We start from the raw sequence: 26673 nt of genomic DNA on the forward strand, positions 1-26673 counted from the left end.
GTTTAAAACATTTTTCCTAAAAACATATATATGTATTTTTGAAATCGGGGAAGATGTATCTCGTGCATAGCATATTATTTGTGAAAGATACCAGGTATAGTCATTATTTAAAATTGGTAGTGAAAAAGAATGGCAAGCGATAGTTTGGAGAATACATCCGGGCTTCAGTCGTTAGAGGCGGAGAACAGGCATCTGAAAAGTATGCTTAATAGGTATGTGTCCTCCAAAAAGGAGGGAAGTGAGGATGTTGCGTCGTTGGTTTCAAATCAAATTGAAAAAATACTTACTGATGCAAGTGATTTTGATATCGCTATGTCATCGTGTCTACGAGTCCTGGGCAACAACTACAGTGTTGATCGTGTTTCTGTTTTTGCTTACAACGAAGGGCAGGACGCTTATGTGGCGCAAAAACAATGGGTTAATAGCAGTGTGCAAGAGTACCACCCCGCTGACTTAACCATTGCCTCGGAAGAAAATCCTCTTACCAACACCAACATAGGGAATTGCTTTGCCAGTTCCGAATTTAAAGATGAAATAAGCAGGTCGCTTACCGATAAGTTTGAAATATTCGGGGTTCAGTCGCTACTGATTGTTCCGGTTAATTTTTCGCAGTATAAAAAAGCGATGCTGGTAATGGAATCATGTGCTTTTAAAAGGGAGTGGTACCATTTTGAAGTGAAGGAGATAGAACGGGAAGTTTCGTTGATGGCTGCCCGGATCGATGCTTTATGGCATAAAAGCAATGCTGCCAGGCTTTGGTATTTAAACACGCTCCGAAATCAGATTCTACATAAGATTAAGAGAGGCAAGCGTACGAAGAAATCCCTTAACGAAGCTTTAAAAACAATTGGTATCGAGTTAGGTCTGAGAAGTGTTTACTTTGTGGACAAATCAAGTTTTTCAAATGGGCACGAACTGTCGTGGACCCAAACGGCAGAGCACGAGGAAGAGCTGCTCTCAAATCAGGATCTTGAAAAGCTGGATTTAAATTGCGAGGAAAACACAGGTCGATATTTTGATGCTAAAACCATAAAATCTGCCGGGATTGACCTGGTACAGGGGACTTCGTTTTTATTAATCAACAGGGTTGTTTTGCAAAGTGAATTTGGAGGTTGGCTAATTGGAGAATTTACCAATTATACCCACTATATTTCGCAAGAATTGATTCAGTTTTGGGACTCAATTGCAATTACCTTATCCGATATTATGGGTAATACCAATAGAGAGCTGGAGCATAATGATCGTTATTCTGAATTGTTGGAACAAAACCGTGACCTTGTTATCAAGGAAATTCTTTTGGAGAAAGTGCTTGATGATTCCCCATTGGCTGTATTGATTGTTGAGAAAGGTAAAATTAAGTTTGTTAACAAGCAGGTTACCGAGTTGTCAGGATATTCGGAGCGAGAGATTGTAGGTAGAAATACCACGGAGTTTTATGGAAGTAGTCGTGAGCTTGAAGATAAAATAAAAGGTTTTTATCAAGGTATCAATAGCGCAGGATATAAAAAGGATGAGATTGAGCTACCTTGTAAAAACGGAGATAAAAAACGCTTTAGCATCTATGGTTTCAAAGGTGTGGACGGAAATGAGGAAAGTTACCTCATATATGCACAGGATATTACAGAGGCTTATCAAGAGCAGGAAAAAATAAAAACCAGTAATGAGCGATACAAAACAATAACGGAGTCTTCATTTGACGGGGCACTGATTATTGATGTCAACCACGCTATCCGCTATGTGAACAAAGCTACTTGTTCTATTGTAGAGCGGGATTTTGATGAGTTGGCCTTATTGTCCGCTAGCGATATTGTTCATAAAAAGTCTTTAAAAGCCTTTGAGGAGGCCGTTCATGCGATTGGTGTTGGCGAGGGATATAAAGGCGATCTGGTCATGTGCACAAAGGCCGGAGCTGAGGTTGAGGTGGAGTTGGCGGGCACTTTAATTTATATGGATAATCAATCGTATTGTTATTTTACGGTTCATGATATATCAAACCGAAAGAAAAATGAAAAGGCACTAAGCGATAGTGAGAGAAAATTCCGCACGCTGGCCCAAAATTCGCCGGATATTATACTGCGTTTGAACGAAGCCGGCGAAATTAAATTCTTCAACCAGGCATTCATCAATAGGTTTAATGTTTCGAATGCCGATAATGTTTTAGGCAATACTCTGCAAAACCTCGAGGTGCTTGATGAGGTGGTTATGGAGGCGTGGCTCGCCAAGATCAAAGATGTGTTTGCAGTTGGCGAAACTGTGTCTTTGGAACACGGCTTTGGCCATGCGGTGAAGGAGTTATATGTAGATTGGAGACTCACCCCGGAGACGAATGAAAACGGAACAATAGAAACGGTTTTGGCCGTTGGTCGTAACCTGGCCACCCATAAAAATACAGAGAAACAGCTGGTCTTGGCCAAGGAAAAGGCCGAAGAGTCGGATAAGCTCAAATCGGAATTTCTGGCCAATATTAGTCATGAGTTGCGTACTCCTCTAAATGCCATTGTAGGGTTTTCCTCTTTGTTGCGAGGAAGTCACATAAAACCCAATGAAGTAGATGAGTATGTGGATGTGATCCATAAAAACTCGGATAGCTTAATGAACCTGATCAACAATATTATTGATGTGGCCAAAATCGAAAGGGGTAAAATCTCCGTTGTTAAAGATAATGTAATACTCGATGATTTGTTGCAAAGTATCTATGATGACTTTGTGCCGAGGGTTGAAGTAGAGCATAAGGGGCGGGTGAAATTATACTACTCTAAACCGGAAGAGGCCAGGGTAAAAATAATGACGGACTCTATACGTTTGCGGCAAATACTGGTAAATTTGTTGGGCAATGCCATGAAATTCACCATAAAAGGTTTTATTGAGTTTGGGTTTGCCATTGAAAACAATAGGGTTAGGATTTATGTAAAAGATACCGGTATCGGAATATCTGAGGCAAAACAAAAAATTATCTTCCAGCCTTTCCGTAAAGGACATGAGGAAGATGCGGATAGATTGTATCGTGGAACAGGCATTGGATTGGCCATTTGTGAGAAACTGATCAGCGCGCTTGGCGGAGAAATAGGTTTGATTTCTGAGAAAGCAAAAGGTTCCGAATTTTATTTTACGCATCCAATGGGTTTTGATATAGCGGATAAAACTAAAGCCACATTGACCAAGCATATACTGAGCCCGATATTGCGAAAAAATTATAGCTGGACGAATAAAATGATGCTGCTGGTGGATCAGAACAGCAGTGCTCATTTGCAAATGCGCAAGTATATCGAAAAAACTGGAATTACTTTAGTGTCTGCAAGGACGGCTGCCGGAGCAAGTAAATTGTTAATGAACCGTACCGATATTCATCTGGTATTAATGGATATGTCTTTCCCCGATTCAGATGGATATGAATTGGTTAAAATTATCAAGCGCCTGAATAAAAATATACCTGTAATCGCACATACTTCAGATGCGATTAATGGTCAGGATTTACATGTGTCAGAGAGCGGTTTTGACGCCTGTATTGCCAAACCTGCCGAAAAAGATGAGCTACTTGCCCTGATGGATCAGTTTTTGGTAGAGGCACAGGGGTAGATCTTGAGCATCAGCCGGAGTTCATTAGTCATTAAAAGGAAAACTTCCAGGTACATAAAATATACTTCGAAACGTGGCCATGTTTTTTTCGTGCTAAATATTGAGCGGCGCCAAATTGTTAGGGATGCAATAGTTAAACCCGGATTATGTATTGGGGGTTCGTCATGAGCATTGCAAGTACCATAAAACAAGGCATTACTGAAACGAGGCATCACTTGTCCCGATTACTTTCGGGAGCATCGTTCTGGTGAGTTGAAGTGATGCAACGAAGGGTCTTGTTTTAAAGTAATTTCAATGTGTAATAGAATTTCTAATGCATATTGCGGGTTAAACATATTAGGTGGAGTTTGGCCTAAAAATCTCAGACAAAAAAAAATGTGTATCTCTAAAACATTTGAGATACACATTTATAAAATGAGGTGCTCGGCGAAAGTACAAGTTCGCCTGGGTCGTTCTGGTCACTATTTTCTGAAAGCATAACTGTACTCTTTATTCCCTGAGTTAATACTTACTTTATACTCACCATTTGGTAATGCTGAAATATCAAACTTACCGGAATAAGTTGAATTTCCGTCAAATCCCTTTTCAAAAACTTCGTCACCAAGAGCATCTGAAATCGAGATACCAAATGTGTTGCTTCCAAAAGAAATGTGACTTACGAAAAGCGTGTTGTCAACCAGGTTAAAGAAAGCTCTTAGCTCTTCTTCCGAAACTATTTCCTCTTTTTGGCTTACCAATTTGTGGTTTTCTATAGAAAAAGTCTCGGAAATTTCTTCTGAACCTCTGGCTTTTAATATCGCGGTGTACTTGCCATCTTCCAGGTTAGAAAAATCAAGAATCTTTTGAGCAAAGCCTGCTTTGTTTACCCACTCTTTGTATACTGTTTCACCTTCTGCATCTTTAATACTAAAAATGGCAGCTTTGTCGGCTTGGTTCGATAACGAAACAATCGAATAGTCTGTATCCAAATAAGGAAGGATCGATACGTTTCCGGCAGCTTTACCGCCTTCTCCTGCAAATGTTGCTGTGGTTACAAAGACAAGCATCACTCCCAATACCCATCTTTTCATCATTTTTGTTGTTTTCATACTTTTTGGTTTTAATTAATTAATACATGTGTCAATGTTGTTTCTTGTTGACATTGTAAAAGTATGTACTTCTTTTGAGGTGATTGCAAAAATAGGGGGTGTTGAACGTTTCATTTTAAATATATTTAAGAGATGGTTCTAAAAAAGGGGGTATCTAACGAAAAATAAAGATTCGGATAACATTGTGTTAACATTACAAACAGTAGTTAACATTAAGCCTTTGTTTTAACAATTTGTCAATATTTGTCCACCCCTATGTTAAAAAACACAGGAAGTTTTTATCGTTTGTTAAGGAGTGTTAGAGACGAAACCAGACGTATTTGCTGATAAACAACAATATTTCAGAGTAGTAGCTCTTTTTTTATAGGTAATAAACATAATGAACAAATTCAATATTTTGTCCGGAGATACCAACGATGGATTAATTATGCCGAATACTTCGGTAAAAGGGATTTCTTTTTTGTTGAAAAAATAATTAAACCCGGATTATTTATTAAAGGTATGTAATCAGCATTAAAAATACCATAAAACAAGGGGTTGCTGAAACGAAGCATAACTTGTCACGATTACTTTCGGGAGCACCGCTCTGGTGAATTGAAGCAACTCAGTGAAACACCTTGCTTTGAGTAGTTTAATTGCGTAAAAGGATTTCTAATGTATATTGCGGGTTTAAATCAAATAACGGTTCGTAGGAATTAGGGCTAAGGGGTCTACACTATCTGCCCGGCGGACAGGCCTTTCATCCCGAGGCAATAGCTTTCCTCAGTTGTGTGAACAAGTAATCCCATAAGCTTTGGAGCAGTTGGAGTAGAGTTCAATGTCAAAAAAATGGAGATGGAGGTGAATAAGTTGATAGCTTACGATTTGTAAGTTTTCTTTAAAGTAAAATGCTTTTGATACGGCCTGTTGAGGGAATATGAGATTGGGCTTTAGCCATGATTTGAAAAGTACAGACTATTTTAGCCTAAGGTAATCATAGCTAAAGCCAATTCGATGTATTCTGTGACCTTAATAAAGCGAGTGCTGAGCGTTATAATACGACGGTGAAATTATTCATCCATTTGAAACATTGGATCCCAAGGTGGCAATAAAGTTGCTTCGGTATCTAATATTTTTAAGATATCCTCACTAATAAACTTTTTATGCGGAACAACCCTGAACATGTATTCTGTAAACCAATCATCAGTAAAGGTCAGGTAACCGTTATGTCCGGCTTCTGTTCCCCAGCTGTTTTCGAATTGCCACATGGTGGTTTCTTCGTTTTTATCAACATCAACCGCTATTAAGGCCATACCGTGCGACGAGCCACTTTCGCCAGTCATGATACGTTCTTTTTTGTCCATCCCAAATGTAACACCTAATAATTGTCCGTATTGATAATTGTCCAGAGCGCAAAGTCCTTCTTTGTTGTTGAGTTGCTTGCCCACATCGCAGGAAGCATATAAGGCTTCATTGGCTTTTATGGATGCCAGGGCAATCTTCTTTACCTCTTCTGCCGGGAGGTTGACGTATTTCCAGTTTCTTCCTTCCATTACATTACGGTCGTACGAAATTTCGTAATGGATATAATAAGGGCGGGAAGGGTCGTTCATTAGCATGATATAATCGTCGAGCTCAACACCTACAACTTCGTTGTAAAATTCAACGGGCGTGTAATTCTTATTCTCACTAAGATTGCCTTCTTTATCGGTATAGCGCCAATCGAATGATTTAGGCGGCTGACCCAATGTAAGCGTGAGGATTCGATAGATGTTTTTTAGCATGTCCTGTTTTAACTCTCTGGCAGCTTTGTCGTTATCAGCCTCGCGTAGCCTCAAGCCATCTTCTCTGAGCTTTCTGCGCAAAAGTTTGTTCAAATCCGATGTTTTTTCGCTATGGAAAGTTTCGGGCATGACTTTTTTGGGCACTACGCCATATTTTTCGGCCAGGTTTACAAAGCTGTTCCATACGCCACCGTCACCAATCGGGTTCTTGAAAAGGTAAGTAACCGTTTGACCACTTTCCTTTTTACCCATTTTAGCTACATAAGGACCAATGTCCTCGTTCATTTTTATTTTGCGAGTCAATATAACCTGCTCGTAAAACAAATTCGATTTTTCCAATAAATCATAGAAATAAAGGTAGTTGGTCGAAAACTCAAAGCTCGACAAATTATATTTCTCCATTACTTTAGGGCGTAAAATGTTTAAGCTGGTAAACATCCAGCAGCGGCCCGAGCTTTTTTGGTTGGTAATACCATTCACATCCACTTTATATTTAAAGGCATGGTCGTTGGTGGCAATATTATTTCGGTTTAAAGCCAGGGTTTTTAGGTCGGAACCTGTAATGGCATTAATTAAAGCTTTGTCTGTAGCAGTATGTCCTACTTCCTGGTCAAAGGACCGCAACATATCGGTAGTGATGTTCTGGGCTTTCAGACCCCAGACCGACAATAAAAGAACGGATATGATTGTTTTCTTCATGTAAAAGTTGTTTTAGGATGCTAAAATATAAAGAGAAAAGGAGTTATTCTAAGATAAAGGTCAGTTTTAACCCGCAAAAACCGATGGTCAATTTATATGGCTTTGCTACTGTCAACGGGGAACTGCTGGCTGTTTTAAAACCTTCCCGTCAACGACAGGATCAAGTTTCTGCCGGGAGCACTAATGCCTGAAGCAAAAGTCTTGTAGTGTCTGTCCAGGATGTTTTCAACCGAAGCCTGAAGGGTAAGGGTGTTAAATAACTGATATTGTATAGCCATATTGTAGGTTTGCCAGGCGGGAAAGCCATCTTCTGTTCCCTCGTCTTCGTTATCTTCTCCATACGGCGACATATCTTCATATTTTTTTTCGCCCTGATAATTCATATAAAACTCCACTCTGAATTCTTTGTGTCTGTAATTGACGGCTGCTTTACCAAATACGGGCGTAATGTGCCCCATGGGTTCATTGGTATAGCTCACCTGCCCGTGCGTGTAATTGATAGTGGCATTAACGGATAAGTTATGAAACGGTTGGGCATGCATTCCGGCAGAGAGCCCTTTTACGATTGCTTTTTGCTGATTGCTGTTTATGTACATGCGGTACGTATCGCCATCATATTCTATGGAATCACTTCCTTGATAGGTATAATATTCGCGGACAATGGCATCGTGCAACCAAGTATTGTACAGGGTAATATTGATAAGTAGGTTTTCGTTGTAAAAGCTTTTTGTGGCTGATAATTCAGCGTTAAATGCATATTCGGGTTTCAGGAAAGGATTAGGCATACTGATCTCATCATTTTTAGCCCTGATCTTTCCGTAGTCATCTACGTTGGGGACACGGTAGCCTGAAGATAAAACGCTTGAAAACTTCCAGGTATCTGCAGGTATGTATACGAGACCAACGCTAGCCGATGGGGCTTTGTTGCTCATAATCAAGTCGGTTACGATTGGTTTAAACAATTCATCCTCCATAAACTTTGAGTTAAAACGGAAATATCCAAAACGCGCCCCGAAGTTTGCGCTGAACCTTTTGTTAAACTTTGTATGGTAATTAAAGTATGCGGAATAAGCCTGAAAAAAACTTCCGCCATTGGGATACCTGCTTGTAGCAGTTGATAATTCTCTGGTTTCTATGTTTGTATATTTTCCGTGAGAAGCCATGTCATTATAAAGGATTTCTATTCCATAGTTAATTTTGGATGATGGGTTGAATTCTTTGGCCAAATCCAAATTTAAGCTGTAAATATCCAAATATTCTTCTTGAGATAGTTTATTATCGCTGTTGAACTTTCTACTAAATCTCGATTCTTTTATGTTTTGGTAGGCTACAATAGTATTTACGGATGAAAACAACTTGGTTTCTTTTTTGTAACGGCTGTTGACCGAAGCAAATAGTCTTTCTTGCGGACCATAATAATACTGCGCATACTTGAGCAAATCATCCTTATAATCGTTTAGCGCATCGAAACGGTTTATGTTTGATGTTGTTGAATACTGAAAGTTAAATAGCAATGAGTGCTTGTGCGATGGGGTAAACTTAAATTTCTGCAACAAGTCGTATTGTTGATATCCGGTATTGGGTTGTGTGTAAGGATCAGCATTCACCATCATGCTATCCTTTCCATTTATTCTTTTTGCATAATGAAAAACTTTACCCCAATCTTCCGGAACATTACTTGCCCGGTTTTCTCCCATTTTTATATTGCCGAAGTCGCTGTAGGTAAAACTGGTAAGTGAGGCCCAATGTTTAAATCCGGCATTTACGTTAATGTTTACCTTGTTGGAACTGGAGGCGCTCATGCTTTGAATCGAAGACTCAATAGCCATAACTGCCATGGAATCATTTGAAAGAACAGGATCTTTGCTAAAGTAACTGACAACACCCCCCAGGGCATCGCTACCGTACATCACCGACGAAGGCCCAAAAAGTATTTCCGTTTTGTCAAGTATATTCGGATCTATCGTGATGCTGTTCTGTAGGTGGCCGCTTCTGTAAATGGCATTGTTCATCCTAACGCCATCCATCACCAACAATACGCGGTTGGCTTCAAACCCGCGCAAAATAGGGCTGCCACCGCCGCCCTGGCTTTTCTGAACCGCAACATAACCACTTCCGGTTAAAATATCGGCTCCTGTTGGTGCGTTATTAAATTCGATAGAGCGCGGTTTGATCGTCTCTAAAAAATAGGGTATATTTTTTTTGTTTTCTCGCGTTCGCGATGCGGAAACAACAAATTCGTCCAGTGTAAACACTTTGGGACAGAGTGATATGGCTTGGGGCAGTGGGTTCTTTCTGGAAAGAAAAAACAGTTCGTAAGCAGGGTGTTTGAACCAGAGGGCGGCATCTTCTTCGAAAATGGAGATATTGACTAGGCCGTTATCGTTGGTTCCGGCAATGATGCTTTCCGATTCGTCAAAAACAATAACATTTGGAATCGGCATGTGTGTTTCCGAATCAAATACTTTTATTTTTTGGGAAAAAGAAGTGGTGAATATGAATATTGAGATAAGCAGTAAGCCGTGTTTATATAGTTGGTACATTGTTGAAATTACAGTTATTGAAACATGCTTTTTGCGGTTTCTATCATTCCTTGTTTGTCAAAACCGCATTCATGCTGTAATTCTGTTTGTGTTCCATGCTCAACAAACCTATCGGGAACACCTAGTTTTTTAACTTGTGCCGAATATCCGTTTTCAACCATGAAGTCAATTACAGCGCTACCTATACCTCCAATAATCGTTCCATCTTCAACAGTTATTACTTTTTTAAATTTATTAAACACTTCGTGCAGGAGATCCTCGTCCAAAGGTTTGGCAAATCTAAGGTCGTATAATCCGGCGGAAATACCTTCCGTATCCAGCTTCAAGCAAGCCTGCAATGCTTTATTGGCCAATGGTCCAATGGTGAGGAAGGCCACATCTTCGCCGTCTTTTAATTTTTCGCCTGTACCAATCTCAATCTTTTTAAAGGGAGTTTCCCATTCGGTAGTTGTGCCAATGCCTCTGGGGTAACGGATGGCAAATGGTCCCATATCGGGCAATTGGGCTGTGAACATGAGGTTACGCAATTCTTCTTCGTTTCGGGGGGAAGAAATAACCAGGTTAGGAACGGGTCGGAAAAAGGCCAGGTCGTACACACCGTGATGGGTTGCCCCATCGGCGCCAACAAGTCCCCCTCTATCCAGACAAAAAACCACATTTAGGTTTTGCAGGGCAACGTCGTGTATCACCTGGTCGTAGGCCCTTTGCATAAACGACGAATATATGTTGCAAAACGGAACCATTCCTTCTATAGCAAGGCCGGCAGAAAAAGTGACCGCATGTTGCTCTGCAATACCCACGTCAAAAGCTCTGTCGGGCATTTTCTTCATCATGATGTTTAAAGAACATCCGGAGGGCATAGCGGGAGTGATACCCACGATTTTTTCGTTTTTTTCGGCCAACTCCACAATCGTATGCCCAAAAACTTCCTGGTATCTGGGAGGCTTGGGCTTTGTAGGAGCGCTGTCTAATCTTGCACCGGTATTTTTATCAAACTTGGCACCTGTTGCATGCCATGCTGTTTGGTTTTCTTCAGCTAGTTTAAAACCTTTTCCTTTTATTGTCTTGCAATGCAAAACCTTGGGGCCCGGAATGTTTTTTAGATCCTGTAAAACTTTTACCAGATGGTTGATGTCATGCCCGTCAACAGGACCGAAATACCGAATATTTAAGCCTTCGAAAATATTGGTTTGCTTGGTCAATAAAGATTTAATACTATTATTGATGGCAACAATTTTATCCCTGGAATTTGGACCGGTAATCTTCAGCTTTTCGAGCCCCCTGATTACTTCCTGCCTTATTTTATTGTAGGTGTGAGAGGTGGAAATATCCACTAAATAATCACTTAAGCCTCCCGTGTTCGGGTCAATAGCCATGTTGTTATCATTCAAAATAATCAACATGTTTGACTTAAAACTGCTTAAGTTGTTCAGGCCTTCAAAGGCCTGACCTGCGGTCATACTGCCGTCGCCAATAACAGCTACTACTTGTTTGTCTTTTTCGTTGTTTCTTTGTGCAGCAATGGCCATCCCAAGAGCCGCGGATATAGATGTAGAAGAGTGGCCAACCCCAAAAGCATCGTATTCGCTCTCTGTAATGTTCGGAAATCCACTTAAGCCTTTGTATTTTCTATTGGTATGAAAACGGTCTTTGCGAGCAGTGAGAATTTTGTGCCCATATGCTTGATGACCAACATCCCATATTATTTTATCAAAAGGTGTATTAAAAACGTAATGTAACGCAACCGTCAGTTCGACCACCCCCAGGCTGGCACCAAAGTGACCCGGGTTACAAGAGACAGCATCAATAATATAATCCCTTAACTCAACACAGATTTGGCCGAGATCTTTTTCGCTGAATTTCTTCAAATCATCAGGGGTATTAATCTGCTGAAGCTTGCTGTTCCCTTTTTTCATTCGCATCTATTTGTAATATCCAGATAATCGGCTCAACGTTTTATTGCGTGTTTATGCTGCGTGATTATTTGCTCCCTGCTTTTGGTAAACAGGCGGCCATGCCGGTTTCAATCTCTGTTATTGGGTAAAAATTTGTTGGCCACAAATATAATACTTTGGGGTGAATTAATACATGTCGAATGCTTGCATTTTGCATGAACCTTTATTAATAGATTTCGATGCGCTCATCAATCAAGGATTTTTAATCTTTCAAAAATTATGGTCATATTTGAACCAAAGAAATAAGGCAAAAATAAAACGCGCATGAAAATCAACTTTATAGTACTGATTATAGCCATGTTAGGGCTGTCTTCTTGTGTTCCGCTAAAGCAATTTCAAGAGTTGCAACAAAGCGAAATGGACAACAAGGAAGAACTTAGGCGACTTGAGGCTGCGTTTCAGGATTTGGAAGTAGATAACAACGAGCTTATTGCGGATATGAAGCGAAAGGAAAAGGTTGTTGCTATGTTAGAAAAAGATACCATACGACTGGCTAAACAAAATTGGTCTTTAAAAAATCGGAATAAAGAGTTGCTGGTACGATACAACGAATTTTTGGAGAATTCATCTATGAAGAATGCCTCAACTGAATCAGCAGAACTGTTGTCGCATTTACAATCCTTACATGAGCAACTGCAAAAAAGAGAAGATGCTTTATTGGATGCAGAAAAAGAATTGGCCGAGAAACAACATAACCTGGAAGCTGCCTCGTCTGAATTAAATTCGATGGAAGGGGAACTGGAGTTGAGAAATAAGCGTCTTTTTAAACTGGAGCGCGCCCTTACCGAAAAAGATTCAATGATGAATGCTTTGAAAAATACTGTGGCCAATGCTTTAACTGATTTTGGTAGCGATGAACTTGAGGTGCACATCAAAAACGGTAAGGTATACGTTTCTATGGAGGAAAAGCTATTGTTTGGTTCGGGAAGTTACCAGGTAAGTTCAATAGGAATAGATGCCTTGAAGAAGATTACGGGCGTGTTGGAACAGAAACCGGACATAAATGTGCTGGTGGAAGGACATACCGATGATGTACCTTATAAAAGTGCCGTGTTGTTGGATAATTGGGACTTAAGTGTAAAAAGAGCCACTTCGGTTACCCGGATACTGCTCGAAAACGCAAATATTCAGTCATCACGGATAACGGCAGCCGGCAGAAGTGAGTTTGTGCCTGTTGATTCGGCAAAGACGTCGGAGGCACGGAGGAAAAACCGAAGAACGGAAATAATATTATCACCTAACCTTAATCAAGTATTTGATCTCCTCGAAACAAATTAAAAAACTAAAGGTAGCATGCACCCTGGCATGGCTGTACCTGCGAACAATGAGTTTGGTTCGGCTAATAAACCTAGCTAAACTGAAATTGTCGTATGTGTATAGTGCCATACTAAAACGGGCTTATATTTGGGGTACAGCTTGGGCTGTAAGTATAGAGCCGCTTAATATTTGCAACCTGCAATGTCCCGAATGCCCAACGGGAATGAGGATGCTCAGCAGACATAAAGGTATGCTGACCGTAGGTACATACCGAACGATGCTGGGGAATTTGGGGAAAGCGGTGTGGCATATAAATCTGTACTTTCAAGGGGAGCCGTATATGCATCCTGATTTCTTTACCTTGGTGGAACAGGCTAAAAAAGCGAGACTGATTGTTGAAACATCCACGAACGGGCAGTTTTTATCATACCCAAAAGCGTTAAGAACAGTGCAAAGTGGCCTGGATGTTTTAGTGGTTTCGTTTGATGGCATAACGCAAAGCGCATATGAAAAATATCGGATAGGCGGCGAATTGTCAAAAGTTACAAATGGAATAATAAATTTAGTAAAAGCGAAAAAAGAGGTGGGATCAGACAAACCAATTATTCGGGCGCAATTTCTGGCATTTAGGCACAACCAACATCAAATAAAAGAGTTTGAGGGAATGGCTTGGGCGTTAGGAGCGGATATGGTTGAGGTGAAAAAAGCCCAGTTTTATAATGTGCAAAGGAAGAAACATATGTTACCAACGGAAACGGGTTTGTCACGATACCGGATAAACAATGACGGATCTGTTGATATTAAAGGAAAATTTAAGAATAAGTGTTGGAAACATTGGAGTTCTGCTGTAGCTACCTGGGAGGGGGATCTTGTGCCATGCTGTTTCGATAAGGATGCCACGTACATAATGGGCAATATACAAGAGAAAACCATTGGGGAGCTGTGGAAGGCGCACGGTTATAACGAGTTTAGGCAAAAAGTGATTAGTAATCAGCATAATATTGATATTTGCAATAATTGTCCGTTAAGTCGAAAATGACATTCTCGGTATTGAATATCAATTGTTTAGAATAATTGTAGCAAAGGATCGTTCAATTCGTTTGGCGGGCAATTGAATATAGATCAAGGTTAAGTTTAATAGCGTTATTTTTTTGTACAAATAAATGATTATTTTTGATGAATATAAATTTGATATAAAGTTGAAAGTTCTACCTTTATAGCTCAATTTGGGGAGGAAAGATTTTAGAGCGCAGGTTATGTTTTAAACACCCTGCTTTTTTTTTATGACTAAAGAAAGAAGTAAAACCATACGACGGATAAATGTTTGGGTTAAAAGGAAGTTGGGTCCAACAACTGTTCCTTCAGGGGGAGGTTTTCACTATTGGAGAGAGAGAGTGTTCCACTATTTTACCCTGGCGCTGATAGCCATAGGGCTAATTGCATATTTATACTACACTGTTTCGTTTTTGCAAAACGGTAACTATCCCTCAGCAATTTTCAGTACTGTTATTTTCTTAAGTTCGCTTTTTGCAGCCGTGGTGCGAACGATCCCTTTTCGCATTAGGGTGATCTGGATATCGGCATCAGTCTATCTCTTGGGAGGATTTTTGTTTGTTGAAAACGGTCCTGCTTCATTGGGTCTTGTGTTGTTGCTTTCGTACTCTATGTTGGCAGGCATGATGCTTGGGAGAAAGGGGGCTATCAATTCTATATTTCTTAATTGTGCATTGTTTTTGGCTGCAGGATTTGTGCATTATGCAAATATTTTTGAGGTTAAACTGTTGCAACAGATTAGCCTTGCAATTTATGCTAATTTGTGTGTTCTGTTTGTTTTTGTGAATATCGCTACTCTATTCCCTTTGGTTTCGTTTATCAATGGAATGAGCTTTAGTTTTGAGAAGGAACTTAGGTATCAGAACATCTTAAGTAAGGAACGTGAAAAGTTGATGCGTGCTATTGTTAAAGCAGAAGAGTCGGATGTGCTGAAAAATTCTTTTTTATCCAACATGTCGCATGAAATACGCACACCCATGAACGCCATACTTGGCTTCAGTAATCTGTTATCACACAAAGAAATAAGCAATCCTGAGAAAGAAGAGTTTGTAAATCTGATTAACCTAAATGTAAAAAACCTGTTAACTATTGTAGAGGACCTAATTGATATTTCCAAAATAGACAGCGGCCAGCTGCAAATACGTAACACCACCATCTGTTTGCACGATGTATTAGAGGATGTTTACAATAATTTTTCGAATGATATTCAGCGTAGGGGGCAAATGAATATTAAATTGTATTTGAAAGAGGGTATCTCCGATAAAAATACGATGATATTAACCGATGGGGCAAGGCTAAAGCAAGTGCTCGCAAATCTGGTGGGGAATGGTATTAAGTTTACCGACCGTGGTTTTGTGGAATTCGGGTATGAACTTAAACATGAGGAAGTGCTTCAGTTTTACGTAAAGGATACCGGGATAGGTTTGCCTGTAGGTAAGGAAGATAGAATATTTGAACGTTTTTATAAATTCTCCGCAGGACGACAAATGTTGTACGGGGGGACAGGTATCGGCTTGTCGCTGGTAAAAGACTTGCTTGACTTAATGGGCGGTAAAATATGGATTGAATCGGAACCGAAAGTAGGAACCACGTTTTACTTTACCATACCGTACCACAAGGTGAATAATGCTAACGCAAAATACAAGGCTCAAAAGAATACCAATATATTCAATTGGGAAGGAAAAACCTTCTTGATTGCCGAAGATGAGGAAGATAATTTTAGATATCTCGAAGTGGCCTTGTCCATTTCCAATGCCAGTTTAATATGGGCACGTACGGGAGTCGAAGCTGTTGATATCTTTAAGCGAATCGATAATATCGATTTGGTGTTGATGGATATTAAAATGCCGGAAATGGATGGTTATGACGCTACGCGTGCAATCAAGAAGCAAAACCCTAATGTGCCTGTTATTGCCCAAACGGCCTATGCTATGTCAGAGGAGCGTGAAAAGTCTATCGTGGCGGGATGCGATGATTATATTGCTAAGCCGATAGGTTACGAGGATTTATTGAGTACGATAAACAAATATGTTCCGGGAAGTGATGAGTAGAAAAAGGTCAGCTAGTGATAACCGACCCTTTGTAGATATTTTATAAAAGGAGGTTATATCGTAAGTATATCCTTTTCCTTCTTGTCTATATGTTGATCTATTACCTTTGAATACTGATCGGTCAGCTTTTGAACATCAGCCTCTGCATCTTTTTCCATATCTTCGGAAAGACCGTCCTTTTGCATCTTTTTAAGTTCGTCGTTACATTCTTTTCTTACGTTTCTTAAGCTTATTTTTGCATCCTCGGCTTCTTTTTTCACTTGTTTTACCAGGTCTCTACGACGCTCTTCCGTTAAGGCAGGAACATTGATGCGAATCATTTCTCCATTGTTTTCAGGGTTCAAACCTAAGTTGGCCAACATAATAGCCTTTTCAATAGGTTCGATCATCGATTTTTCCCAGGGCTGCACGGCTATGGTTCTTGGATCGGGTGTGTTCACGTTGGCCACTTGTTGAAGTGGTGTCATCGATCCGTAATAATTTACCATGATTCCTTCTAGCATGCCAGGGCTGGCTTTACCCGCTCTAATTTTTACAAGTTCGTGCTCAAGGTGGGAGATGGCTTTGTCCATCTTGTCCTTGGCCATTTCCATCAATATTTCAATTTCTTCTGTCATAGCCTAAAATAATTTACCGTATAAAAGTTTCCGTTATGCAATATCAACAAAGTTTGCGGATAATGCTCACTTGCTCATGCAAAAATATAAAACTTTGGGTGAATTTAAAAAGTGCTTTTTACGATATTCATGCCTTAACCCATCTATTCGTTCTTTTTAGGGCTCAATATGATTTGTAATCTATGTGTTCAAAATTTATAATGCAATTGAGCTGTATTGAAGTAGCAAAACGCTTAGAATAATTTTCAAACTTTTAGACACAAGCCTGTGTTGTGTGCTCGACTTGATGCTGTCTGCGCCAAAGCTCAAATTGTCTGATGTGTCTGCTTGTTGTTTAAAATTGAGTTTTTTAATAAATAGAAGGTGAAAAAAGGTAAACAGAAAATGAAATATGAAATATCTATTTTACTGTTAATGTATGATTCGATAAAGCCATATTTGAAAATGTGGTAGATGGAATATGTTAAAATTGCGAAGAAGAGACTTATGCCGCTGAAAAAGTATTTGTCGTTTGTGTTTTTTACGAGTAAGGAACAGCCCAAGGAAAAGGATATGAAAATCATGATATAATGGGTAGGAACAAGAAATGAAGATTGTACTATAAAGGGATTCATTATCCAGAACTCTTCGCTAAAGGCAATTAATAAAGGAATAAAGGTTGAAATAAAGGCAAGCCCTGCTACACTTAAAAAAGTAATTAATTGTTTGGTACTGTTTTGCTTACTAATTAAATCGGGCAGAAAAAAGATGATATACGCTAGAACGTAAACACTCCTTGTGGATAAAGCAAGTCCGGTTATCACTGCGGATAAATAAAATTGCACGGCTTTGTTTCTGTCAACTGTTTGATAATGGTAAAGAGCTAGCAGTGCAAGTATGCTATATGAAAAAATATTGCTACGGGTAGTTATTTCCCAAATCATAAAAAAGGAAACAAGATAAATAACAGGGAAATAACTCAGGTCGGTTTTATTGTTTTTAAGTTGTTTTAAAATGATGAATGTTAGTATTAAGTAACCCAAAGAGCTTAATAGACTCAGTTCCCCAACCAAATAAAACGGCAATGCTATTAGAAAATATATAGGCATAGGTCCTGGAGGATTTCCTACGTTTGATTCAGCAAGGTATGGATAATTACCTTTAAATAGCTCTGTTAAAAAAGACGAAATGATACTCCACCTATCCACATTTAGCGATGTAACCGGAATATTAAAGATAGCTATTGCATTCAATAAAAATATAAAGGTTATGAGTGAAAAGGTTAGTAGCTTAATGTATGTCAGATGCAGATTTAACTTGGGTATAAAATAGAAAGATAAGTATTGAACTGCACAAACTAAAATCGTTATCGTAAGAGCAAAATCCGTTATTCTGGAGAGATATTTATAACCAAAAACGAAATTAACAAAGATTATGAGCAATAGGGAAATGCTGGTTTTGTGTTTATTCATTAGTTAAATATCTTAGAATTAATATTAAACGTTTTTGAAAAAAAGTAAAGGAATGATGTATGCAGCACGCCAAGGCCATATATACAACTTCTTTTAAAATTAATGGAAGAAGCTTCTTTGAAGTATTTGGTGGGGCAAGTTATTTCTGCTATATCGTATCCTTTATGGCATATTTGGGCCAGCATTTGATTGTCAAAAACAAAATCGTCAGAATTCACCATGAAATTAATGTTCTTCAAAACTTCCGATGAGAAGGCTCTGTATCCTGTATGGTATTCAGATAATTTTTGATTCATCAGAATGTTTTGAGACAAGGTTAGTATACGATTGGCTATATATTTATATGTCGGCATTCCCCCCTTTAGTGCTCCTCGGCCCAGTATGCGAGATCCAAGAACCACATGGTACAAATTATTGGCAATTAAATAACACATGGAGTCCATGAGTTTTGGAGTGTACTGGTAGTCAGGGTGTAACATGACGATTATGTCAGAATTTAATTCCAAAGCTTGTTGGTAACATGATTTTTGATTTCCTCCATAGCCTTTGTTTGTATCATGTTCGACAATAAACTTGATACCTAATTTTTTAGCTACTTGAATAGTTTTGTCCGTGCTGTGATCGTCAACTAAAATAACATTGTCAACAATGTTAAATGGAATTTCGTTATAGGTTTGTTCCAGGGTGCTTTCTGCATTGTAAGCGGGAAGAACAACAGTAACAATCTTGTTTTTGATCATAAATAATTTAATTTGCCACAGGTTTTACAAGACGCTAAAAATAGCATTTCAAAATTAATTTTGAAGCGTAAATAATTAGTTTAATGGATGAGTTTCTTTTTTTGAGGGATAGAATGATTGAGAAGAGCTGCGTGGCATAATACAGACCAGACCAGATGTTAAATAATGTTACCGCATTGTGTTTTAATCGGCTTTGCTGGGCGCTGTAGGTGGCTAACTGCTTAATAAATAGTAGATTTATAATAAGTGCTTAGACAGATTTTAAATAAAGATTTATTTCTTTATTTCCATTGATATAAAGTGCCAACAAACTACCTTTGCACTCGCAAATACAAGAATTATAATATAATTTAGAGATTTTAATATTTTAACTGTATGAGTAATTTATTTTGTTCCTCAATTGGAAAAAAGCTTTTGATGAGTTTGTCAGGGCTTTTCTTGATTATCTTCCTGATAGTCCATCTCGCCATTAATTTAACTTTATTGGTAGATGATACTGGTGATACTTTTAACCTTGCGGCAAATTTTATGGCTTTACCGCTAATTAAATTTGGTCTTCAACCTGTTTTAGCGTTGGGATTTATTGTGCACATCTTTTATGGAGGTTTGTTAACTGCACAAAACAACAAAGCTCGTGGAAGCGGCAAGTATGCTTCAGGTAACAATACCAAAGAAGTAATGTGGGCATCTAAAAATATGTGGATTTTAGGTCTTACAATCCTTGCTTTTTTAACAGTACACATCATCGATTACTGGGTGCCTCTTCAAATTACTCACGGTGCAGAATCGGTAACAATTGGAGGTGTAGAGATGCACGACACCTATGCTTTGGTGAAAGCAAATTTGCAGAATCCTGTTAAAGCAATTCTTTACATTATCGGTTCTTTAGGATTGGCGTTGCACTTAACGCATGGTTTCTGGTCGGCATTTCAAACTTTAGGTGCCAGCAACACAATCTGGCGTAAACGTTGGACTGTTATTGGAACTGTGTTTGCTTGGGTAATAAACCTTGGTTTTATTGTGATCGCAGTTTATTTTATGTTATTTTCTTAATCTTTTAATTCTTAAGAAATGAAGTTAGATTCAAAGATACCTGAAGGGCCATTGGCTCAGAAATGGGACAATTATAAAGCTGGCCAAAAGTTGGTTAACCCTGCAAATAAAAGAAACCTGGATATTATTGTTATTGGTACCGGATTAGCCGGCGCTTCTGCTGCCGCTTCTTTTGGTGAAATGGGTTTTAAAGTGAAAAACTTTACTATCCAGGATTCTCCACGTCGTGCGCACTCTATTGCGGCTCAGGGAGGTATTAATGCTGCAAAAAACTATCCAAACGATGGTGATTCAGTTCATCGTTTATTTTATGATACAGTAAAAGGCGGTGATTACCGTGCTCGTGAGGCTAACGTTTATCGTTTAGCTTCTGTAAGTAATGATATTATCGACCAGTGCGTTGCTCAAGGTGTACCTTTTGCGCGTGAGTATGGTGGTTTATTAGATAATCGTTCTTTTGGTGGTGCGCAGGTTAGTCGTACTTTTTATGCCAAAGGACAAACAGGTCAGCAGTTATTAATTGGTGCTTACCAGGCGTTAATGCGTCAGGTAAATGCGGGTACTGTTGATATGTACACGCGTACAGAGATTGTTGATTATGTGATTGTTGATGGTAAAGCCCGTGGTGTTATTGCCCGGGACCTTGTAACCGGTGAGTTCTCCCGTCACTTCGGTCATGCTGTTGTAATGGCTACAGGAGGTTATGGAAACACATTCTTCCTGTCAACAAATGCAATGGGATCTAATGGTTCTGCTGCAATTAAGGCATACGAAAAGGGAGCTGCTTTTGCTAACCCTTGTTATGCTCAGATTCACCCAACCTGTATTCCGGTGCATGGTGAGTTCCAGTCAAAACTTACTTTGATGTCGGAGTCGTTACGTAACGATGGACGTATTTGGGTTCCTAAAAAGAAAGAAGATGCTGAGGCTATTCGTGCAGGTAAAAAGAAAGCAACAGATCTTTCGGAAGACGAACGCGATTATTACTTAGAAAGAAGATATCCTGCTTTTGGTAACCTGGTGCCTCGTGACGTTGCTTCACGTGCTGCTAAAGAAAGATGTGATGCAGGTTTTGGTGTTGGCGCTACTGGTTTAGCTGTTTATCTTGATTTTAAAACGTCAATAGAGCGTTTAGGCGAAGATACGATCCGTGCCCGTTACGGAAACCTATTCCAGATGTATGAAAAGATTGTAGATGACAATCCATATCAAGAACCAATGATGATTTATCCGGCTATTCACTATACAATGGGTGGTATTTGGGTTGATTACGAATTGCAAACTACAGTTCCTGGTTTATTTGCGGCAGGTGAAGCTAATTTTTCCGATCACGGTGCTAACCGTCTTGGAGCTTCTGCTTTGATGCAAGGACTGGCCGATGGGTATTTTGTTCTTCCTTATACGATTCAGAATTATTTGGCTGATGATATTCGGACACCGCGTATGACGGGTGAAGAAAAAGAATTTGTGGAAGCAGAAAAAGCAGCTAAAGCGAAATTCGAAAAATTATTGGCCATCAAAGGTGAGCGTTCTGTAGATAGTTTGCACAAAGAACTTGGTTTGGTAATGTGGGATTTCGTAGGAATGGCACGTAACAAGAAAGGTCTTGAAGAAGCCATCGAGAAAATCGCGGCTATCAAAAAAGAATTCTGGACTAACGTTAAAATTCCTGGATCGGATAAGGGAATGAACGTAGAACTTGAAAAAGCTTCTCGTTTAGCTGACTTTATTACAACGGGAGATTTAATGGCACGTGATGCCCTGAGCCGTGAAGAATCGTGTGGTGGTCATTTCCGCGAAGAGTACCAAACAGAAGAAGGGGAAGCGCTTCGTCAGGATGACAAGTTTGCTTATGCGGCTTGTTGGGAGTATCAAGGTGAAGATAAAGCACCAGTAATGCATAAAGAAGACCTTAAATTCGAAGTGGTTAAAGTGGCACAACGTAACTACAAATAATCAGGTAGGTTAATTTAATGTTCAATAGTTAAACAGAGAAAGATGGAAAATAATATAAGTTTGACTCTAAAAGTTTGGCGTCAGAACGATGCAAAAGACAAGGGTCGTTTTGAAACATACAAACTAGAGGCAGTATCTACCGATAGCTCATTCCTTGAAATGATGGACATTTTGAATGAACAGTTGATCGGGGAAGGAAAAGAGCCAGTGGCATTTGATCACGATTGTCGGGAAGGTATTTGCGGGATGTGTTCATTGTACATCAATGGACGTCCACATGGACCTGACGATGATGTTACAACTTGTCAGCTACATATGCGTAAGTTCAAAAATGGTGAAACAATCACTATTGAGCCTTGGCGTTCTGCTGGATTCCCAGTGATCAAAGATTTAATTGTAAACCGTTCCGCTTTTGATCAGATTATTGCAGCAGGAGGTTATACTTCTGTTAGTACCGGCGGTGTGCCTGATGCTAACGCAATTCCAATTCCTAAGCCCGATGCAGACGAAGCCATGGATGCCGCTTCTTGTATTGGCTGTGGGGCTTGTGTGGCTACATGTAAAAACGGATCGGCGATGTTATTCGTTTCTGCAAAAGTTAGTCACTTGGCACTGTTGCCGCAAGGTAAAGTTGAGGCGGCTCGTCGTGCCAAAGCAATGGTTGGTAAAATGGATGAGCTAGGTTTTGGTAACTGTACCAACACAGGTGCTTGTGAGGTTGAGTGCCCTAAAGGAATCTCAATTTCGAATATTGCCCGTTTAAACCGTGAGTTCCTATGTGCTAAACTACAGGACTAAGGCCTAAAAAGATAATGTTTAAAACGGCTGCCTTGTTATTCAGGGTGGCCGTTTCTTTTTTGAAAAATTCGTCTTTGCGTAAAAAAAAAAGTATAAAATAATTTTATTATTTTCAACCTGTAAACATCACAAAGTCAGTTGTATAATAAAAGATAGTGAATGGATTGAAAATAAAATCATTGGATATACTGAAAGAATGTTAACAGTTGGTTTGTAGTTACTTATAATTTTTTTTAATTTAGATGCGAATGCTTCACCAAAAAACTTTTATTGATGCCCTACAGACGATTGCCCAATACTGACCAGGCTCGGTTACGTGCATTAAAAGCTGCTTTAGAAAAAGGCAGGCAAAACTATCCCTACGATTTGGCATATTCCCAACAATTATATCACAATATTCAGGGTGTTTTGCCTCAATTTGAACAAGCGGTTTCCCAGTACAGTTTTAGTAAGGATCGTCAGGCAAAATATGGCAAGCTATTGACCGACCAATTTAAGGAAGCCCGAATTTATGTTTCACATTTTATTCAGGTGTTGAATTTTTGTATCATACGCAAGGAGATTAAACCGGACGCCAGGAAGCTTTTCGGGTTGGATGTGGATGACAAATCAGTTCCTGACCTCGGTACCGAGCAGCTTTTAATAAAATGGGGCAAGAAAGTCTTGGAAGGCGAGGAGCGAAGAATGATGACAGGAGGATCAAGGATATACAATCCATCCATCGCCATGGTAAAAATCAAGTTCGAAAAATATTTGGAGTATTATAATACCCATAAAAACCTGCAAAACACTACACATAAAATGCACCGGAAGGTACTTGAGATGCGAGATAGGATAGATAGCCTGATAGTAAACATATGGAATGGGATTGAGGAAAACTATCAGCATTTGCCAGGTGACGAGAAACGGAGCGCTTGTGCTGAATACGGGGTGGTTTATATGCACCGCAAGGACGAAAAATCTACCTCAGAATAAGTTGGCAGAGCTGTTGCTGGTGTGTTTTTTTTCAACTATCCAATGGCACAGGTATAGAATCGCTATTGTTCCCAATAGGTTGAATATTACCCAAATTATATCAGGATATTCATGTCCTGCATCAAGCGGGTTGGATTTGGTTATGTTATCGTTTGTATAACTCTGATATATAATAAAAGCCATAAAATTATTGGTGAAATGTGCAATTATAGGAAGCCAGATATTTTTTCCGTATACCATCAGGTAACCAAAAATAACTCCAAGCACAAAACGGGGCAGAAATCCAAAAAACTGAACATGAATAGCGCTGAATAGCACGGCGGTAATGATTACTGCCAGATGTTTGTTATTAAATATGGTTTGAAAAACACGTTGAAGAGAACCTCTAAACATTAATTCTTCCCCGATAGCAGGAATGACGGCTATAATTATTGCGTTTAATAGGGTATGGGGCCAGTCCGAAGCAGAAAGAAATACTTCTGTCGCTCTTTGGGCATCTGCTTCTTTGTCTCGCATCCACTCTTCAATATGCACAAAAAAGTCTGGAAATTCAATTCCATTATTAAATACACCTAATAGGCTGATGAAAGGTTGCGCTGCAATAACGGCAAGAATGGCCAAAGCCAAGAGCGTGTATGAAATCCTGATTTTGCGGAAGTGATTAAGTGCTATATTGCCGCATGTAAGAAATTCGAACAATATTGGGGGAATAATAAATAGCCCAATACTTTGAACTACCTGAAAGTACTTTAGAAAAGCTATGTTGTTGAGTAATTCACTCGTATTTGTAATGGCTTCATGTCCCCAAAAAAGCATGGCAACAATTGTGCCGGCAAAAGATATCACAAACCAGCAAGAAAACGTTACAATAACCAATAAAAGAAGTTGTTGTACCGGTGGCGTATGCTTAAATAACTGTTTCACGTTAAATCTAGATTTATGCCGGCAATATAACGTCAATTTTTAATGTATCAAACAGAATATGCATTGGTTTTCGCTTGCATTTAGAGATGCTGAAGCATTTAGGATCAAAAAAGATTTACGGAATCTGTTTTTGTTCACAGAGTATCGTTTTTGCCTCACTGCTATATTTTGCCTTTTCGCATTTTTCGACATTGGGGTATTGTCCGAAATTGGGGGATCTTTTTTTTATTTTGTTATTCCGATATAGTTAGTTGAACCCGGATTATGTATTGGGGGTTCGTCATGAGCATTGCAAGTGCAATAAAACAAGGCATTACTGAAACGTGGCATCACTTGTCCCGATTGCTTTCGGGAGCATCGTTCTGGTGAGTTGAAGTGATGCAACGAAGTGTCTTGTTTTAAAGTAATTTCAAGGTGTAATAGAATTTCTAATGCATATTGCGGGTTGAAAGGCAGCAGATATAAACCTGGGATAAATAAAAACCCAACCAGAAATCTCTGGTTAGGTCCTTAATTGTGTATGTATTTAGTTCTAGAATTATGCGAATTTTTGTGGGATAAGCTTACCAACAAGTTGGGCTTTTATTTTCTTCTCAATTCGATTCCCTGGATTTACACGATTATCGCTGCCTATGTCGCTATGGATCTTTGGGTAGTTTAAAAATGTTTCGTAAAACTTTACTTGCTCAAAATAATTTAATTTTACCTTTGTAGGTGTTGTTAAATACATCTTTACCCAAAAATTCATAGGGCGGTTTATATTTAAAACCTGCAATCCCTTAATCTTGTAAAAGTAATCCATTACTAATTCGTCGCTAAGCCTATTGTTGGTTAGCTGGTGAATATCTTGGATAATTTGTGCTTTATTTTGTTCGCCCTGCGGAAATAAAATGTCTTCAATTATAGGAAGAGCTCTTTTCTCGGCGATCACCCTTATTATAGATTTTTGGGTTAGTACAATCGTGCTAGCAATTACGATTACCAATGCGATAACTATATAAATCATTTCTTTAGTATTGAATTAAATGTCCTCTCCGGTCTCAACTGATTGCTTGTACCAGTTTGGTGGTTAAATGTTATTTATTATTGACTAACATCATCTGAAACGAAACTAACGATTGAAAAGTTACAGTTAAAGCTGGTTTAACATTTGTTATTTGTTTGCACCAAACGATTTGCCAATCATACCAAGCAGATGGGAGCCGATTTTTTTTTGAGGAACAACCTTGAAACGGTCTTTTAGATGATGGGCCAGATATTCCTGCTCGGTTTGGCCTGGTGTTGGAATTAAAATGGCATTCAGGTTTAGGTATGCGATGTCCATTATGGAGCTATAGCCCGACCTGCAAAGGCATAGCTTGGATTTTAACAAGACGTATTTTAATTGCGATGCCCGTAGGTGGGGGATAACATGTAAATTTTTGTGTTGCTTTAAAATTGCTTCTTCCCTGGGTTTCCCCTGGATGATAATTGCAGCACGTTCAGTTGCAAGAAGTATTTTTTTTAATTCTTCCTCAAGTTGTGTACGCGTTGGTTCCGGGCCGGAAAGCACTGCTACTATATCGTAAATATATTCAGTGGCCAGCTCGTTTATACAACTGAACCTGCTTAAGGGCCCTATGAATTTGGACGGGAACGTAACGTTATGCTTATGACTCAAATCACCGCTTAAAGCTATCCCATGATCAGCATAATCAGGTATCCAGCATTCGTTGAATAGGTTGATGATCAATTTTATCACTTGATGTAACATGCCCTCTAACAAACTAAAAGGTGCAGGGAGCTTTACCATAAGTTGGTGGGTCACCAAGATGGATTTAATATTCTTATTCCACAAACCGTATCTGTTGTCCGAAATAATAACATCTATTGTATTGGTGTCCGCAAGCTTTTTTAAAAAATAATGTTCTCTTACGGATGATATAAGAATTTTAGGAATTAGTCGAATCAGGTTTAAGGTCATTTTGTTTTTGGAGAAGCGAACCTGAATATCCGGAATCCGAATAGTATCGAGCTCGGGAAATTCGTCGGAAATAAGTTGAAGGGCATCCCCATCTCCACCAAGAATCACTTTATTGCCTTTTTGCAATAAATCATGAACAATGGGAATCATTCTACTGGCATGTCCCAGGCCCCAATTTAAAGGGCAAACTAAATATGTTGGCGGGTTACAC

At 39.2% G+C, this 26673-nt stretch carries 17 protein-coding genes; 8 read left to right on the forward strand and 9 right to left on the reverse strand.

The genetic code is table 11. The features are described from left to right. The first annotated feature begins 129 nt into the window (after positions 1 to 129). Positions 130 to 3576, forward strand: coding sequence for a hybrid sensor histidine kinase/response regulator (locus ACT29I_RS17185; protein ID WP_430934052.1), 3447 nt, complete (start codon positions 130 to 132; stop codon positions 3574 to 3576). 461 nt (positions 3577 to 4037) lie between these two features. Here the strand turns inward: ACT29I_RS17185 and ACT29I_RS17190 are convergent, their stop codons facing one another. The 4 genes from ACT29I_RS17190 to dxs form a co-directional block, all read right to left on the reverse strand. Further along, positions 4038 to 4664 (reverse strand): hypothetical protein, encoded by a 627-nt coding sequence (locus tag ACT29I_RS17190; RefSeq protein ID WP_430934051.1) that lies wholly within the window; start codon positions 4662 to 4664, stop codon positions 4038 to 4040. 1049 nt (positions 4665 to 5713) lie between these two features. Continuing rightward, positions 5714 to 7126: a C1 family peptidase gene (locus tag ACT29I_RS17195; RefSeq protein WP_430934050.1), complete on the reverse strand. Its 1413-nt coding sequence runs from the start codon at positions 7124 to 7126 to the stop codon at positions 5714 to 5716. A gap of 134 nt (positions 7127 to 7260) precedes the next feature. Beyond that, positions 7261 to 9669: a TonB-dependent receptor plug domain-containing protein gene (locus ACT29I_RS17200; protein WP_444794005.1), complete on the reverse strand. Its 2409-nt coding sequence runs from the start codon at positions 9667 to 9669 to the stop codon at positions 7261 to 7263. Between the two features lie 14 nt (positions 9670 to 9683). Then, complete coding sequence (gene dxs, locus ACT29I_RS17205; RefSeq protein ID WP_430934048.1) at positions 9684 to 11585, reverse strand: 1-deoxy-D-xylulose-5-phosphate synthase; 1902 nt, start codon at positions 11583 to 11585, stop codon at positions 9684 to 9686. Between the two features lie 303 nt (positions 11586 to 11888). Here dxs and ACT29I_RS17210 point away from each other — a divergent pair, with 303 nt between their 5' ends. The 3 genes from ACT29I_RS17210 to ACT29I_RS17220 all read left to right on the forward strand — a co-directional run bounded on the left by ACT29I_RS17210 (position 11889) and on the right by ACT29I_RS17220 (position 15985). Continuing rightward, positions 11889 to 12902, forward strand: a complete 1014-nt coding sequence (locus ACT29I_RS17210; protein ID WP_430934047.1) for an OmpA family protein — start codon at positions 11889 to 11891, stop codon at positions 12900 to 12902. A gap of 94 nt (positions 12903 to 12996) precedes the next feature. Next, the gene (locus tag ACT29I_RS17215) at positions 12997 to 13920 is read left to right on the forward strand and encodes a radical SAM/SPASM domain-containing protein (protein ID WP_430934045.1); all 924 of its coding nucleotides are present in this window, start codon (positions 12997 to 12999) and stop codon (positions 13918 to 13920) included. A 244-nt stretch (positions 13921 to 14164) separates the two neighbouring features. Further along, entirely contained in the window at positions 14165 to 15985 is a 1821-nt protein-coding gene (locus ACT29I_RS17220; RefSeq protein ID WP_430934044.1) for a hybrid sensor histidine kinase/response regulator, read from the forward strand. Positions 15986 to 16038: 53 nt separating this feature from the next. Here ACT29I_RS17220 and frr read toward each other — a convergent pair whose 3' ends face one another. Together frr and ACT29I_RS17230 are read right to left on the reverse strand one after the other, a co-directional pair. Further along, positions 16039 to 16602, reverse strand: coding sequence for a ribosome recycling factor (frr, locus tag ACT29I_RS17225; RefSeq protein ID WP_430934043.1), 564 nt, complete (start codon positions 16600 to 16602; stop codon positions 16039 to 16041). Between the two features lie 1450 nt (positions 16603 to 18052). Beyond that, positions 18053 to 18793 carry a glycosyltransferase family 2 protein gene (locus ACT29I_RS17230; protein WP_430934042.1) on the reverse strand — a complete coding sequence of 247 codons (741 nt, stop codon included), beginning with the start codon at positions 18791 to 18793 and terminating at the stop codon, positions 18053 to 18055. A 375-nt stretch (positions 18794 to 19168) separates the two neighbouring features. Here ACT29I_RS17230 and ACT29I_RS17235 point away from each other — a divergent pair, with 375 nt between their 5' ends. The 4 genes from ACT29I_RS17235 to ACT29I_RS17250 all read left to right on the forward strand — a co-directional run bounded on the left by ACT29I_RS17235 (position 19169) and on the right by ACT29I_RS17250 (position 23575). Continuing rightward, positions 19169 to 19846 carry a succinate dehydrogenase cytochrome b subunit gene (locus tag ACT29I_RS17235; RefSeq protein WP_430934041.1) on the forward strand — a complete coding sequence of 226 codons (678 nt, stop codon included), beginning with the start codon at positions 19169 to 19171 and terminating at the stop codon, positions 19844 to 19846. Positions 19847 to 19864: 18 nt separating this feature from the next. Further along, a complete protein-coding gene (locus tag ACT29I_RS17240; protein ID WP_444794006.1) occupies positions 19865 to 21802 on the forward strand; it encodes a fumarate reductase/succinate dehydrogenase flavoprotein subunit in 1938 nt (645 codons plus the stop codon). 60 nt (positions 21803 to 21862) lie between these two features. Beyond that, on the forward strand, positions 21863 to 22600 hold the full coding sequence (locus ACT29I_RS17245; RefSeq protein WP_444794007.1) for a succinate dehydrogenase/fumarate reductase iron-sulfur subunit: 738 nt from the start codon (positions 21863 to 21865) through the stop codon (positions 22598 to 22600). A 273-nt stretch (positions 22601 to 22873) separates the two neighbouring features. Next, the gene (locus ACT29I_RS17250) at positions 22874 to 23575 is read left to right on the forward strand and encodes a hypothetical protein (RefSeq protein WP_430934037.1); all 702 of its coding nucleotides are present in this window, start codon (positions 22874 to 22876) and stop codon (positions 23573 to 23575) included. Here ACT29I_RS17250 and ACT29I_RS17255 read toward each other — a convergent pair. From ACT29I_RS17255 to ACT29I_RS17265, 3 genes are all read right to left on the reverse strand, one after another. Then, positions 23567 to 24499: a lysostaphin resistance A-like protein gene (locus ACT29I_RS17255; protein ID WP_444794008.1), complete on the reverse strand. Its 933-nt coding sequence runs from the start codon at positions 24497 to 24499 to the stop codon at positions 23567 to 23569. The two genes, ACT29I_RS17250 and ACT29I_RS17255, sit on opposite strands and share 9 nt — an antisense overlap. A gap of 538 nt (positions 24500 to 25037) precedes the next feature. Beyond that, complete coding sequence (locus ACT29I_RS17260) at positions 25038 to 25505, reverse strand: hypothetical protein (RefSeq protein WP_444794009.1); 468 nt, start codon at positions 25503 to 25505, stop codon at positions 25038 to 25040. Between the two features lie 147 nt (positions 25506 to 25652). Next, entirely contained in the window at positions 25653 to 26612 is a 960-nt protein-coding gene (locus tag ACT29I_RS17265; RefSeq protein WP_444794010.1) for a glycosyltransferase, read from the reverse strand. Positions 26613 to 26673: the final 61 nt, after the last annotated feature.

It is taken from the genome of Saccharicrinis sp. GN24d3, from assembly GCF_052400645.1.
Taxonomy (GTDB): domain Bacteria; phylum Bacteroidota; class Bacteroidia; order Bacteroidales; family Marinilabiliaceae; genus Saccharicrinis.